General features: G+C 63.5%; 14 protein-coding genes. 10 read left to right on the forward strand and 4 right to left on the reverse strand.

Annotated features, from left to right (window positions below):
* Positions 1-22 precede the first annotated feature (22 nt).
* The 8 genes from crcB to K3725_RS01825 all read left to right on the forward strand — a co-directional run bounded on the left by crcB (position 23) and on the right by K3725_RS01825 (position 7,532).
* Positions 23-403 carry a fluoride efflux transporter CrcB gene (gene crcB / locus K3725_RS01790; protein ID WP_260017164.1) on the forward strand — a complete coding sequence of 127 codons (381 nt, stop codon included), beginning with the start codon at positions 23-25 and terminating at the stop codon, positions 401-403.
* Positions 400-1,446: an RluA family pseudouridine synthase gene (locus K3725_RS01795; RefSeq protein WP_260017165.1), complete on the forward strand. Its 1,047-nt coding sequence runs from the start codon at positions 400-402 to the stop codon at positions 1,444-1,446. The genes crcB and K3725_RS01795 overlap by 4 nt, the downstream gene beginning before the upstream one ends.
* Positions 1,443-2,111, forward strand: a complete 669-nt coding sequence (locus K3725_RS01800) for an HAD family hydrolase (protein ID WP_260017166.1) — start codon at positions 1,443-1,445, stop codon at positions 2,109-2,111. The genes K3725_RS01795 and K3725_RS01800 overlap by 4 nt, the downstream gene beginning before the upstream one ends.
* A gap of 3 nt (positions 2,112-2,114) precedes the next feature.
* Positions 2,115-2,819, forward strand: a complete 705-nt coding sequence (locus tag K3725_RS01805; RefSeq protein WP_260017167.1) for an ATP12 family chaperone protein — start codon at positions 2,115-2,117, stop codon at positions 2,817-2,819.
* A 231-nt stretch (positions 2,820-3,050) separates the two neighbouring features.
* Positions 3,051-4,067, forward strand: a complete 1,017-nt coding sequence (locus K3725_RS01810; RefSeq protein WP_260017168.1) for an amino acid ABC transporter substrate-binding protein — start codon at positions 3,051-3,053, stop codon at positions 4,065-4,067.
* A gap of 126 nt (positions 4,068-4,193) precedes the next feature.
* Positions 4,194-5,426: an amino acid ABC transporter permease gene (locus K3725_RS01815; protein ID WP_260017169.1), complete on the forward strand. Its 1,233-nt coding sequence runs from the start codon at positions 4,194-4,196 to the stop codon at positions 5,424-5,426.
* Positions 5,427-5,429: 3 nt separating this feature from the next.
* Entirely contained in the window at positions 5,430-6,728 is a 1,299-nt protein-coding gene (locus K3725_RS01820; protein ID WP_260017170.1) for an amino acid ABC transporter permease, read from the forward strand.
* Between the two features lie 12 nt (positions 6,729-6,740).
* Positions 6,741-7,532 carry an amino acid ABC transporter ATP-binding protein gene (locus K3725_RS01825; RefSeq protein ID WP_311202212.1) on the forward strand — a complete coding sequence of 264 codons (792 nt, stop codon included), beginning with the start codon at positions 6,741-6,743 and terminating at the stop codon, positions 7,530-7,532.
* 82 nt (positions 7,533-7,614) lie between these two features.
* Here K3725_RS01825 and K3725_RS01830 read toward each other — a convergent pair whose 3' ends face one another.
* The 3 genes from K3725_RS01830 to K3725_RS01840 form a co-directional block, all read right to left on the reverse strand.
* A complete protein-coding gene (locus tag K3725_RS01830; protein ID WP_260017171.1) occupies positions 7,615-8,067 on the reverse strand; it encodes a DUF411 domain-containing protein in 453 nt (150 codons plus the stop codon).
* Between the two features lie 104 nt (positions 8,068-8,171).
* Positions 8,172-8,669, reverse strand: a complete 498-nt coding sequence (locus K3725_RS01835) for a histidine phosphatase family protein (RefSeq protein WP_260017172.1) — start codon at positions 8,667-8,669, stop codon at positions 8,172-8,174.
* Entirely contained in the window at positions 8,666-9,367 is a 702-nt protein-coding gene (locus K3725_RS01840; RefSeq protein ID WP_260017173.1) for a ferredoxin, read from the reverse strand. Before K3725_RS01840 ends, K3725_RS01835 begins: the two co-directional genes overlap by 4 nt.
* Before the next feature lie 236 nt (positions 9,368-9,603).
* On the opposite strand from K3725_RS01840, the gene K3725_RS01845 reads away from it, so the two are divergent.
* Positions 9,604-9,936 (forward strand): GYD domain-containing protein, encoded by a 333-nt coding sequence (locus K3725_RS01845; RefSeq protein WP_260017174.1) that lies wholly within the window; start codon positions 9,604-9,606, stop codon positions 9,934-9,936.
* A gap of 102 nt (positions 9,937-10,038) precedes the next feature.
* Here the strand turns inward: K3725_RS01845 and argB are convergent, their stop codons facing one another.
* Entirely contained in the window at positions 10,039-10,899 is an 861-nt protein-coding gene (gene argB / locus K3725_RS01850) for an acetylglutamate kinase (RefSeq protein WP_260017175.1), read from the reverse strand.
* Between the two features lie 134 nt (positions 10,900-11,033).
* On the opposite strand from argB, the gene K3725_RS01855 reads away from it, so the two are divergent.
* Positions 11,034-11,762, forward strand: coding sequence for an SDR family NAD(P)-dependent oxidoreductase (locus tag K3725_RS01855; protein ID WP_260017176.1), 729 nt, complete (start codon positions 11,034-11,036; stop codon positions 11,760-11,762).
* Positions 11,763-11,877 lie beyond the last annotated feature (115 nt).

Consider the following 11,877-nt stretch of genomic DNA (forward strand, 5'->3'; position numbering starts at 1 on the left):
CTGTGCCGGCGACAGGACGGGGATGATTTCTTCGGTTTCCATGGTGGCCCTTGGCGGCGCAATCGGGGCGGTGTGCCGCTACCTGGCCGGGCTGGGCATCATCCGGGTCCTGGGACATCACGATTTCCCGGTGGCGGTGATCACCGTCAACGTGATCGGCTCCTTCCTGATGGGGGTGTTCGTGGTGGCCGCCGCAATGCGCGGGCTGACCCACCTCAGTCCGCTGGTGATGACCGGGCTGCTGGGCGGGTTCACCACGTTTTCGGCGTTCTCGCTGGAGACCGCCAACCTGATCGAGCGCGGTGCCTTCGGGCAGGCGGCGCTTTATGTAGCTTTGTCCGTGGGCCTGTCGGTCGGCGGATTGTTTCTGGGCCTGATGGCCGCAAGAGGAGTGTTCGCATGAGCGGCGTTCAGATGATTACCGTCAGCGAAGACGACAGCGGCCAGCGCATTGACCGCTGGCTGCGGCGGCTGTTTCCGCATGTGAACCAGGGCCGCATCGAGAAGATGTGCCGCAAGGGCGAGCTGCGGCTGGATGGCGCCCGGGTGAAGGCCAGTACCCGGGTGGACGCCGGCCAGGTGGTGCGGGTGCCGCCGCTGGCGGACAGCGACCTGAAACCTGCCGCGCCGCGCGAGATGAAGATCTCGGATGCGGATGCCAGGATGATCCAGTCCTGCGTGATCTACCGCGACGACGATGTGATCGTGCTGAACAAGCCTGCGGGCCTTGCGGTGCAAGGCGGCTCTGGCACCACCAAGCATGTGGATGGTTTGGCCGAGGCGCTGAAATTCGGGCTGGAGGATAAGCCCAAGCTGGTGCACCGGATCGACAAGGACACCTCCGGCGTCTTGGTGCTGGCGCGCAACCGCAAGGCGGCACAGGCGCTGACCGCCGCCTTCCGCCACAAGAACACGCGCAAGATCTACTGGGCTTTGGTGGCGGGCGTGCCGACGCCGTACCTGGGCGAGATCAAGAATGGCTTGGTTAAGGCGCCGGGGCATGGCAAGTCCGGCGAAGGCGAGAAGATGATCAACGTGCATCCGCACGACATCGACGACACGCCCGGGGCCAAGCGCGCGCATACGCTTTATGCCACGCTCTACCGCGTCGCGAGCCGCGCCGCCTGGGTGGCGATGGAGCCAATTACGGGCCGCACTCACCAGCTGCGGGCGCATATGTCCGGCATGGGCCACCCTATTGCCGGCGACGGCAAATACGGCGGTTCAGGGCAGGAGAACCTGGGTGACGGCTGGGGCGCCTCGATCGGCGGGGTGATCTCCAAGAAGCTGCACCTGCACGCGCGCCGGATGGTGTTTGAGCACCCCGTCACCCGCAAGGAAATCGCCGTTGTTGCGCCGCTGCCGGATCACATGAAGGAAAGCTGGGACACCCTTGGCTGGAGTGAGGACCTGGCAGCGGACGACCCGTTTGAGGATCTGAAGTGAGCGCTGACCTGCGGCTGATCCTGTTTGACGTCGATGGCACCCTGGTGGACAGCCAGGGGGCGATCACCGGCGCGATGGCCGAGGCTTTTCAAGGGGTTGGGCTGGAAACGCCGCCGCGTGAGAGGATCCTGTCCATCGTCGGCCTGTCGCTGCCCCTGGCCATGGCGGAGCTGGCACCGGAGCAGGATGCGGCAACGCTGGAGGCGCTGGTGGAGGGCTACAAGTCTTCCTACATGCTGGCACGCGAGGCGGCGGGCGCTGCGCATTCGCCGCTCTATCCCGGCACGCGGGAGATGCTGGCACAGCTGAACGAGGTGCCGGAATACCTGCTGGGGGTCGCCACCGGCAAATCCCAGCGCGGCGTGGATGCGCTGATCGCGGCGCATGAGCTGACTTGCTTTGTGACCCGGCAGGTGGCCGACCACCACCCGTCGAAACCGCATCCGTCGATGGTGCTGACGGCGATGGCTGAGACCGGGGTTGAGCAGGCAAGCACTGTGATGATCGGCGATACGCGGTTTGACATTGAAATGGGGCGCGCAGCGGGGGTCACCACCATCGCCGTGCCCTGGGGCTATCACCCGGCAGAGACATTGGGCGCCGATTACCTGATCCGCGATTTCGCGGAGCTGCGCCCGCTGCTGGCAGAAATCTGGAAGGGCTAGGGTATGAGCGGCTGGGCACAGAAACGGTTCTGGAAAGAGGTCACCGTGGCAGAGACCGCAGACGGTTTCGCGGTGGAGCTGGACGGGCGCCGGGTCAAGACTCCGGCGAAGGCGCCGCTGACGGTGCCGACGCGGGACATGTGCGAGGCAATTGCAGCGGAATGGGAGGCCCAGACCGAATCAGTTGATCCGAAAACCATGCCCTGCACCCGCTCTGCCAACGCGGCAATTGACAAGGTGACACATCAGCACAGCGAAGTCGCCGCCATGCTGGCCGAATACGGCGACAGCGACCTCTTGTGCTACCGGGCGGACACTCCGGTTGAACTTGCGGCCCGGCAGGCTGCCGAATGGGACCCGGTTCTGGACTGGGCAGAGACGGAGCTGGGAGTGCGCCTGCAGCCCCGGACCGGGGTTCTGCACCAGCCGCAGGAGGCTGCGGCCCTGGCGGTTCTGGCAGAGGAAACCCGTGCGATGACCGCCTTCCAGCTGGCGGCATTTCACGACCTGGTAGGCATCTCAGGCTCTTTGATCCTTGGGTTTGCGGCCGCTTCGGGCTGGCGCAGTGCCGATGAGATCTGGCAGCTGTCGCGCCTGGATGAACGCTGGCAGGAAGAGCAGTGGGGCGAGGACGAGGAAGCCCAGGCTGCAGCCGAGGTGAAACGGCAGGAATTCCTGCACGCCAAGCGATTCTTCGATTTTTCCTGACCGGATAAGAAATTACTTATCCACAGCCGAACCGGAAATAATATTCCGCGCGGACCCCGTTCGTGCGGAATTCGTACATCGAAATTCCTGATACCGCCCTTGACGTTTGCTGATGAATGCGCCCAAACTCAGCCACGAATTAGGGGAGGACCCTTCTTCAGTCTCATATCCGGCGGGGGATCGCCGGAAAATAAGAACCGCCGAATGGCGGGCTATCAGGAAGAGGTAAATATGAAAAAATCCGTTATTTTGGGCGCAATGACCTTTGCCGGTCTTGCGGCTGGCGCAGCATCTGCCGGCACGCTGGACGACGTGAAGGCCCGCGGCAAGCTGAACTGCGGCGTCACCACCGGCCTGGTCGGTTTTGCGGCCCCGAATGCGAACGGTGAATGGGAAGGCTTTGACGTTGCCGTGTGCCGTGCTGTGGCTGCAGCCGTGCTGGGCGATTCCAACGCTGTCGAATTCGTGCCGACCACCGGCAAGACCCGCTTTACCGCGCTGGCGTCTGGCGAAATCGACCTGCTGGCCCGCAACACCACCTGGACCTTCAGCCGCGATGTTGACCTGAAGTTCGAATTCGTGGGCGTTAACTACTATGACGGCCAGGGCTTCATGGTCCCGAAAGAGCTGGGCGTGTCCTCGGCCAAGGAACTGGACGGCGCCACCGTCTGCATCCAGACCGGTACCACCACCGAGTTGAACCTGGCGGACTTCTTCCGCTCCAACAACATCAGCTACGAGCCGGTTCCGATCGAAACCAACGCCGAAGCGCAGCAGCAGTATCTGGCAGGCGCCTGTGACGTCTACACCACCGACGCCTCCGGCCTGGCCGCAACCCGTGCCACCTTCGACGACCCGTCGAGCCACGTGATCCTGCCGGAAATCATCTCCAAAGAGCCGCTGGGCCCGCTGGTCCGCCATGGCGACAACGAGTGGGGCGATGTGGCCCGCTGGACCCTGAACGCGCTGATCGCGGCAGAAGAGCTGGGCGTGACTTCGGCCAACCTGAGCGAAATGTCGGCCGGCACCGAGAACCCGGAAATCAACCGCCTGCTGGGTACCGAAGGCACCCTTGGCGAAATGCTGGGCCTGTCTGCTGACTGGGCCAAGAACGCAATCGCGTCGCAGGGCAACTACGGCGAGATCTTTGCCAAGAACATCGGTGAAGACACTCCGGTCGGCCTGGCTCGCGGCCTGAACGCACAGTGGACCGAAGGCGGCCTGCTGTACGCTCCGCCGCTCCGCTAAACACACCATCGGATAGGGCGCAGGAATTTTCTGCGCCCTTTTCCTATCATGAAAAAGCTCTGGCAAGCTGCGGAGCGGGGACAACCCCGCCAGGATCAGGACGCCGGAGTCAGGGGATCACAATACATGTCAACGTTGACTGACCCGCCGAACGAAGGTTTTCGGCTGTCTATGCTTATCAACGATACCCGCTACCGTTCACTGACGTTCCAGGTGATCGCGGCTATCGTCCTTGCCCTGTGCATCTGGTATCTTGGAAACAACCTGATCCAGAACCTTCGCGCTGCCGGGCTCAACATTTCCTATACCTTCCTCGGCGATCCGGCCGGCTATGACATCAACCAGCGCCTGGTTGAGTATGACAGCCAGTCGAGCCACGCCAAGGCCGCCCTGGTCGGGCTGCTGAACACGCTGCTGGTGGCCGTCCTGGCCTGTATCACCGCCACCGTGTTCGGCGTGGTCGCGGGTGTTCTGCGGCTGTCCAACAACTGGCTCGTCTCCAAGCTGATGGCGGTCTACGTCGAGATCTTCCGCAACATTCCGGTGCTGATCTGGATCATCATCATCTTCACCATCATGACAGCCGTGCTGCCGGGGCCGCGGGAATTCCGTGGCGACAACGCAACGGCGAGCATGGTGTTTGACTCATTTGCTTTCACCAACCGCGGCATCTATGTCCCGATGCCCTGGTTCGAAAACGGTATCTTTGCCAGCACCTCCATGAACTGGCTGCTGGTGCTGGCCGGGTTTGCAGGCTCCTGGCTGGCGGCGCATCAGATCAACGTCTGGGCCAACACCAAGCAGGAATCCACCGGTGTGCGGCCCAAGACCACGGCGCTGATCCTCGCCGCGTGGCTGGTGCCGTTCCTGGCGCTGATGCTGATCATGGGGCTGACCTGGGAATATCCTGAGCTGAAGGGCTTCAACTTCAGCGGTGGCATCAAGGTCGGCGGTCCGCTGATCGCGCTGTGGTTCGCGCTGTCGATCTACACCGGCGCCTTCATCGCGGAAAACGTCCGTGCCGGCATCCAGGCTGTGTCCAAGGGCCAGACCGAGGCCGCATCCGCGCTGGGTTTGCGTCCGCGCCGGGTGATGAACCTGGTGGTTCTGCCGCAGGCGCTGCGGGTGATCATCCCGCCGCTGATCTCCAACTTCCTCAACATCACCAAGAACTCCTCGCTGGCGATTGCCGTGGGCTATGCGGATATCACCGCAACTCTGGGCGGGATCACCCTGAACCAGACCGGCCGCGCCATTGAATGCGTTCTGCTTCTGATGCTGTTCTACCTGACCGCTTCGCTGACCATCTCGATGGTGATGAACGTCTACAACGCATCTGTTAAGCTGAAGGAGCGCTGAGACATGAGCGATACCCACGCACACTCCATCGCCTTTGTCCGCGATACCGAAATCCCGCCGTCACCGCCGCCAGCCGGGGAAACCGGCGCGGTCAAATGGCTGCGGGAAAACCTGTTTTCCAATGCGGTGAACTCTGCCCTGACCATTGCATCGCTGCTGGTCATCTACATTCTGCTCAGCAAGACCCTGCCGTGGCTGCTGAACGGCGTGTGGACCACCAGCTCGCTGGCGGAATGCCGAGAAGTGCTGCAGGGCAAGACCGGTGCCTGCTTCTCGGTTCTGACCGAACGCTGGAACCAGCTTCTGTATGGTTTCAAATACCCGTCGGACCAGTACTGGCGCCCGAACCTGGCCCTGGTGCTCTTGCTGTTTGCCATTGCGCCGGTTCTGTTCTTTGACCTGCCGCGCAAGCTCTTGGCCTTTACCGCGGTCTACCCGTTCCTGGCCTTCTGGCTGATTTGGGGCGGCACCATCCTGGCACCCATCGTGGCGCTGGTGGGCTTTGCTGCAGGCGCATTCGTGTTCCAGACCTATGGCAAGAGCAGCTTTGCGGTCGGCTTCTTCGGGGCGATTGCCGCAGCCTTTGCGGTGTGGATCATCGGCGGAATTCTGATCCCGGAAGGGGCGTCAGACAACGCCATGCTGCAGGCCGTGCCTTCGCGCGATCTGGGCGGCTTCATGCTGAACCTGATGCTGGGCGTGACCTGTGTGTCGCTGTCGCTGCCCCTGGGCATCGCGCTGGCGCTGGGCCGCCAGTCGGACATGCCGCTGATCAAGTGGATGTGCGTCGTCTTCATCGAGTTCGTGCGCGGCGTGCCGCTGATCACCCTGCTGTTCGTGGCATCGGTGATGCTGGCCTACTTCTTCCCGCCGGAAAGCACCGTCGACCTGTTCCTGCGCGTGGTGATCATGATCACCATGTTCTCGGCAGCCTATATCGCCGAGGTGATCCGCGGCGGCCTGGCAGCCCTGCCGAAGGGACAGTACGAAGCGGCTGACAGCCTTGGCCTGGATTACCCCCAGGCGATGCGGCTGATCATCCTGCCGCAGGCGCTGAAGATCTCTATCCCGGGCATCGTGAACGTGGCCGTCGGCCTGTTCAAGGACACCACCCTGGTTTCGGTCATCTCGATGTTCGACCTGGTGGGCATGATCCGCGGCCCGATCCTCGCCTCCACCGAGTGGAACGGGGTCTATTGGGAGCTTCTGGGCTTTGCTGCGCTTCTGTTCTTCGTCGTCTGCTACGGCATTTCACAATACTCACAGTGGCTCGAGCGCCGTCTCGCCACCGACCACCGTTAAGGAGTTCAACATATGTCTGAACTTATGTCCGACCGCGCCATCGACCGCTCCAAAATGCAGGTGAGCGACGAGGTTGCCATTGAAATCACCAACATGAACAAGTGGTACGGGTCCTTCCACGTGCTGCGCGACATCAATCTGACCGTCAACCAGGGCGAGCGGATCGTGATCGCGGGCCCGTCGGGCTCCGGCAAATCCACCCTGATCCGCTGCCTCAACGCGCTGGAAGAGCATCAGCAGGGCAAGATCGTGGTGGACGGCACCGAGCTGTCGAACGACCTCAAGAACATCGACAAGATCCGGTCCGAAGTCGGGATGGTATTCCAGCACTTCAACCTGTTCCCGCATCTGACCATCCTGGAAAACTGCACCCTGGCGCCGATCTGGGTCCGCAAGACCCCCAAGAAGGAAGCCGAAGAGCGGGCGATGCACTTCCTGGAGAAGGTGAAGATCCCGGAGCAGGCCCACAAGTACCCGGGCATGCTGTCGGGCGGCCAGCAGCAGCGTGTGGCGATTGCGCGCAGCTTGTGCATGATGCCGCGCATCATGCTGTTCGATGAACCGACATCGGCGCTCGATCCGGAGATGATCAAGGAGGTCTTGGACACCATGATCGAACTGGCCGAGGAAGGCATGACCATGCTGTGTGTGACCCACGAAATGGGCTTTGCCCGTCAGGTGGCGAACCGGGTGATCTTCATGGATGCGGGCCAGATCGTGGAGCAGAACGAGCCGGAAGAGTTCTTCAACAACCCGCAGAGCGACCGTACCAAGCTGTTCCTCAGCCAGATCCTGGGCCACTGAGGCAACCGCATCAGAAAACAGAAAGGCCGGGCGATGCGCTCGGCCTTTTTTGTTTCAGAAACCCAGATCAGGCCGGTTTGGCTCAGGAATGGCTGGTAAAAACCTCAGTTGTGCCGTCCGCCAGGATCAGCAGGGTGTCAAACGCCTCGCGTTCGTCCCCCATTTCCATGCCTGGCGAGCCGATCGGCATGCCCGGCACGCTCAGTCCCAGCGCCTTGGGCTGTTCGGCCAGCAGCCGCTGGATGTCTTCGGCCGGCACATGCCCCTCGATCACGTAAGGCCCGGCCATCGCGGTGTGGCAGGCGGACAGATCACCGCTGACCCCCAGCCTCTCCTTCATTGCCCACAGGTCTTCGTCCGCCACATTGCGCACCTCGGTCTGGAACCCGGCGGCAGCAAGCCGGTCGGCCCAGGCTGTGCAGCAGCCGCAGCTGGGCGACTTCATGATGCGGATGGTTTCTGCCGCCGCGGCGAAACCGGGCAGGGCGGCAAAGGGCAGTGCGGCTGCGGCCAGCAGCAGGGAACGGCGGTGCATGACAAGCTCCAGTCCGGCAAGTGAATGTCTGCCTGAAAACTAGGCGCGCTGCCGCGCCTTTGCCAGAGCCCTCCCGCGCGGGATGCGCCAGCGTGTCGCAGGGATTATTCGCCCAAGAGCTCCCGCGGCACCGCAAAGTCGATCACCTTGCCGCTGCTCCAGCTCAGTTCCCGCCAGCTGCCGATATCGAACTCCGCCACCAGCGTCGCGCCGGTGGGATAGTCGTCAAACCGCGCATGGTCGGGCGGGCTGGAGACGATGGTGTGGGCAAAGGCGGCAATGCCGGGGTTGTGGCCGATCACCATGACCCGCTTCTGCTCGGCCTCGCTCAGTACCTTGAAGATCATGTCGGAGTTGGCGTGATACAGCCGCTCGGTGAACGTGGCAGGCACGCCAAGGCCCATCAGTTCGCAGGTCTCGCGGGTGCGCTGCGACGAGGAGGAGATTACCTGATCCGGCAGATAGCCGCATTCGCGCATCCAGGCGGCAATGGCGGGCGCCGAGCGGCGGCCGCGCTTGTTCAGAGGGCGGGCATGGTCGCTGGGGACATTGGTGTCCCAGGCGGATTTGGCGTGGCGGGTCAGGATCAGGGTGCAGGTCATTGCGGGTGAAAGTGCCTCATGTGATGTGCGGTTTGTTCTGGGTCGCGGCCGGCGCTGCGGCTCAGCGGGCAGGCCCGCCGGGCAAGGCAGCCGCCGGACATGCAGCCGGCGCCTGCGCTGGTGTCGAGATGCGCGTGGCAGGCCGCCAGATCGTAGGGGCCTCCGTCAGCCAAGGCACTGACGGGGCAGGCGGCAAGGCAGGGACGCGAGGGGCAGCTGTCGCAGGGGGACTGTGCCAAAGGTGCAGGGGGGATGTCAAATTCCTGTTCGAAATGAATGGCCCCCCGCAAAGATATCATCATGCCGGCGCTATCATGCACCAGCATCTGTGACGGCGATGTGAAAAACCGGCCGGTCCCCAGTGCCCAGTTGATGAAGGGCGTGTAGGGCGGCCCGCCAAAGGGGTAATAGGCGGTGCCGCCCAGATCCTCTGCCAATGCGTCCACCACCCGTCCGGACCAGCGGTCGACCGGATCCGCTTTGCCATCAAGATACTCCGGGCTGGTTTGGAACAGCGGCCAGAAGGCGCTGCCGGTGCCCAGAAGCAGCAGCGTTCCGCTGTTCAGCGCCTGGACCGGCTGGCGGGCCGGGCGCAGCGCGCCTTGGATGGACAGGCCCGTTGCTGAGGCCGCGGTTTCTGCGCGGGCATAAGACGGAGCATGGCTGTATTGGGCGTCAGGCTTTGCGGTCTGGCTCATCGGCGGCGTCCCTGGCAGGTGGCTTGGAGGCAGCCTAACAGCCGCATGCTGGGCAGCGGAGGCCAAAAGCGTCCCGCTCTGGCCTGCCGGCGTCTTCCTGCCAGCTCTCAGCTCCCATGTCTTCCTCATATGCTGGAAACGTGATCCGTGGTATCATCCCGCCGGGGCATGCAGGCCGGATCATCCGGCATCGTGCCTGAAAACGGCCTGTATCTTCCGCCCCAGGGAGTGACAGAATGCCAAGATTTATCGTGACCGGCAACTACACGTCTTCTGCGATGAAGGCGATGATCGAAAACCCCAGTGACCGCGAGGCTGCCGCCCGTGCTCTTGTCGAGGCGGCGGGCGGAAAGCTGGAGACCTTCTATCTGACCACCGGGGACCATGATTTTGCGATCAAGGTCACGATTGATGATGTGTCCAGCCTGCTGGCGGGCCTCTTGGCAACCGGTGCCAGCGGTGCGGTCAGCAACCTCAGGACCGTGCGCGCCTTCACCACGGATGAATTCACGGAAATCCAAAAGAAGGCAGGGGCCATTGCGGGGGCGTACAAGGCACCGGGGGGCTGATCCAGGCATCCCCTGTTCACCTGGCTGAAGATATCCCGGGGCGGATTGGCCCCGGAAGGCCAAGAGGGGCAGCGCCCCTCTTGAGTTCCGCGTGGTGCGCGGTCAGGCGCGGATCATCGAACCTGCGCCGTGGTCGGTGTAAAGCTCCAAGAGCACCGCGTTCTGCACCCGCCCGTCAACGATGATGCAGGCGCGCACGCCGCCGCGGACCGCATCCAGCGCGGTTTCGGTCTTGGGGATCATGCCGCCGGCGATGACGCCGCTGGCGGTCATCTCCTCGACATCCGCTGCCTTCAGCTCGGTCACCACTTCGCCTTCGGCGTTCTTGACGCCGGCCACATCGGTCAGCAGCAGCAGGCGGTCGGCCTGCAGCGCCTTGGCGATGGCGCCCGCGGCAGTGTCGCCGTTGATGTTGTAGGTCTCGCCATTCCGGCCCGCGCCAATGGGGGCAATGACCGGGATCATGTTCTTCTCGAACAGCCCGTGCAGCACCTTGGGGTCCATTTCCGCCGGCGCGCCGACAAAGCCCAGGTCAGGGTCGGCCTGGTCGCAGACCATCAGGCTGGCGTCCTTGCCCGACAGGCCGACGGCGCGGCCGCCCTGGCTGTTGATCGCCTGCACGATGCGCTTGTTGACGACGCCGGACAGCACCATCTCCACCACTTCCATAGTGGCGGCATCGGTCACCCGCTTGCCGTTCACGAATTCGGACTTGATCTGCAGCTTTTCCAGCATGGCGTTGATCATCGGTCCGCCGCCATGCACGATCACCGGGTTTACGCCCACCTGACGCATCAGAACGATGTCGCGGGCAAAGGTCTCCATCGCCTCGTCGCTGCCCATGGCGTGGCCGCCCAGCTTGATGACGACAATCGCCCCGGCAAAGCGCTGGAAATACGGCAGCGCGCTTGACAGGGTTTCGGCTGTGGCAATCCAATCGCGGTTCATATTCTGTTTCTTCATCGCTGGGGTCCCTCTAACGGGGTGTGTTACGCGTTTCGGGGCGCGCTGCCAAGCGGCTGCGCAAATGCGCCGTTGCAGCGGCCCGTGCGGGTGCTAGGCTGCAGCCCGGATACCACCTTACACGGAGCTGCGCCATGCGCCAGAAAACCCTGCTGCTCACCGGTGCCAGCCGCGGCATCGGCCACGCCACAGTGCGCCGTTTCAACGCCGAGGGCTGGCGGGTCATCACCTGCTCGCGCCAGCCGTTCCCTGCCGAATGCCCCTGGGGCGGCGGCCAGGAGAACCATGTGCAGCTGGACCTGTCGGACCCGTCGGACACGATCAATGCGGTGGGCCGGATCCAGGAGATGCTGGACGGGCAGCTGGATGCGCTGGTCAACAACGCGGGCATTTCGCCCAAGGGCCCGGAGGGAGAGCGGCTCAGCACGCTCAACACCGACCTGATGGACTGGGGCAAGGTGTTTCACGTGAATTTCTTTGCCTCGGTGGTTCTGGCCCGCGGCCTGAAGGACGAGCTGGCAGCGGCCAAGGGCTCGGTGGTCAACGTGACCTCGATCGCGGGCAGCCGGGTGCATCCCTTTGCCGGCGCGGCCTATGCCACGTCGAAGGCGGCACTGGCGGCGCTGACACGGGAAATGGCGCATGATTTCGGGCCGATGGGCGTGCGGGTCAACGCAATTGCGCCGGGAGAGGTGGAGACCTCGATCCTGTCGCCCGGCACCGAAAAGATCGTCGAGAAACTGCCGATGCAGCGGCTGGGCCAGCCGGAGGAGGTGGCGGCGGCGATCTACTTCCTGTGCTCCAAGGAAAGCTCTTATATCTCCGGCACCGAGATCGAGGTGAACGGCGCACAGCACGTTTAAAGCCCGGGACAAGCGCGAAGCGCGCCGGGCAGCGCCCGACCCTCCCGTCACGCCAGAGGCGTGCTTGCAGCACGACGGGAGGGCGCTTTCGCACCCACCCAGGGTCGGGCGCTGC

Origin of the sequence: Leisingera sp. S132 (genome assembly GCF_025144465.1) — a bacterium.
Classification (GTDB): Bacteria; Pseudomonadota; Alphaproteobacteria; order Rhodobacterales; family Rhodobacteraceae; genus Leisingera.

Bases quoted from the DNA above. Each gene is read 5' to 3' on its own strand.
- K3725_RS01810 (WP_260017168.1), top strand. From the start codon at position 3,051: ATGAAAAAATCCGTTATTTTGGGCGCAATGACCTTTGCCGGTCTTGCG.
- K3725_RS01795 (WP_260017165.1), top strand. From the start codon at position 400: ATGAGCGGCGTTCAGATGATTACCGTCAGCGAAGACGACAGCGGCCAG.
- crcB (WP_260017164.1), top strand. From the start codon at position 23: ATGATTTCTTCGGTTTCCATGGTGGCCCTTGGCGGCGCAATCGGGGCG.
- K3725_RS01815 (WP_260017169.1), top strand. From the start codon at position 4,194: ATGTCAACGTTGACTGACCCGCCGAACGAAGGTTTTCGGCTGTCTATG.
- K3725_RS01820 (WP_260017170.1), top strand. From the start codon at position 5,430: ATGAGCGATACCCACGCACACTCCATCGCCTTTGTCCGCGATACCGAA.
- K3725_RS01855 (WP_260017176.1), top strand. From the start codon at position 11,034: ATGCGCCAGAAAACCCTGCTGCTCACCGGTGCCAGCCGCGGCATCGGC.
- K3725_RS01830 (WP_260017171.1), bottom strand. From the start codon at position 8,067: ATGCACCGCCGTTCCCTGCTGCTGGCCGCAGCCGCACTGCCCTTTGCC.
- argB (WP_260017175.1), bottom strand. From the start codon at position 10,899: ATGAAGAAACAGAATATGAACCGCGATTGGATTGCCACAGCCGAAACC.
- K3725_RS01845 (WP_260017174.1), top strand. From the start codon at position 9,604: ATGCCAAGATTTATCGTGACCGGCAACTACACGTCTTCTGCGATGAAG.
- K3725_RS01840 (WP_260017173.1), bottom strand. From the start codon at position 9,367: ATGAGCCAGACCGCAAAGCCTGACGCCCAATACAGCCATGCTCCGTCT.
- K3725_RS01805 (WP_260017167.1), top strand. From the start codon at position 2,115: ATGAGCGGCTGGGCACAGAAACGGTTCTGGAAAGAGGTCACCGTGGCA.
- K3725_RS01825 (WP_311202212.1), top strand. From the start codon at position 6,741: ATGTCTGAACTTATGTCCGACCGCGCCATCGACCGCTCCAAAATGCAG.
- K3725_RS01835 (WP_260017172.1), bottom strand. From the start codon at position 8,669: ATGACCTGCACCCTGATCCTGACCCGCCACGCCAAATCCGCCTGGGAC.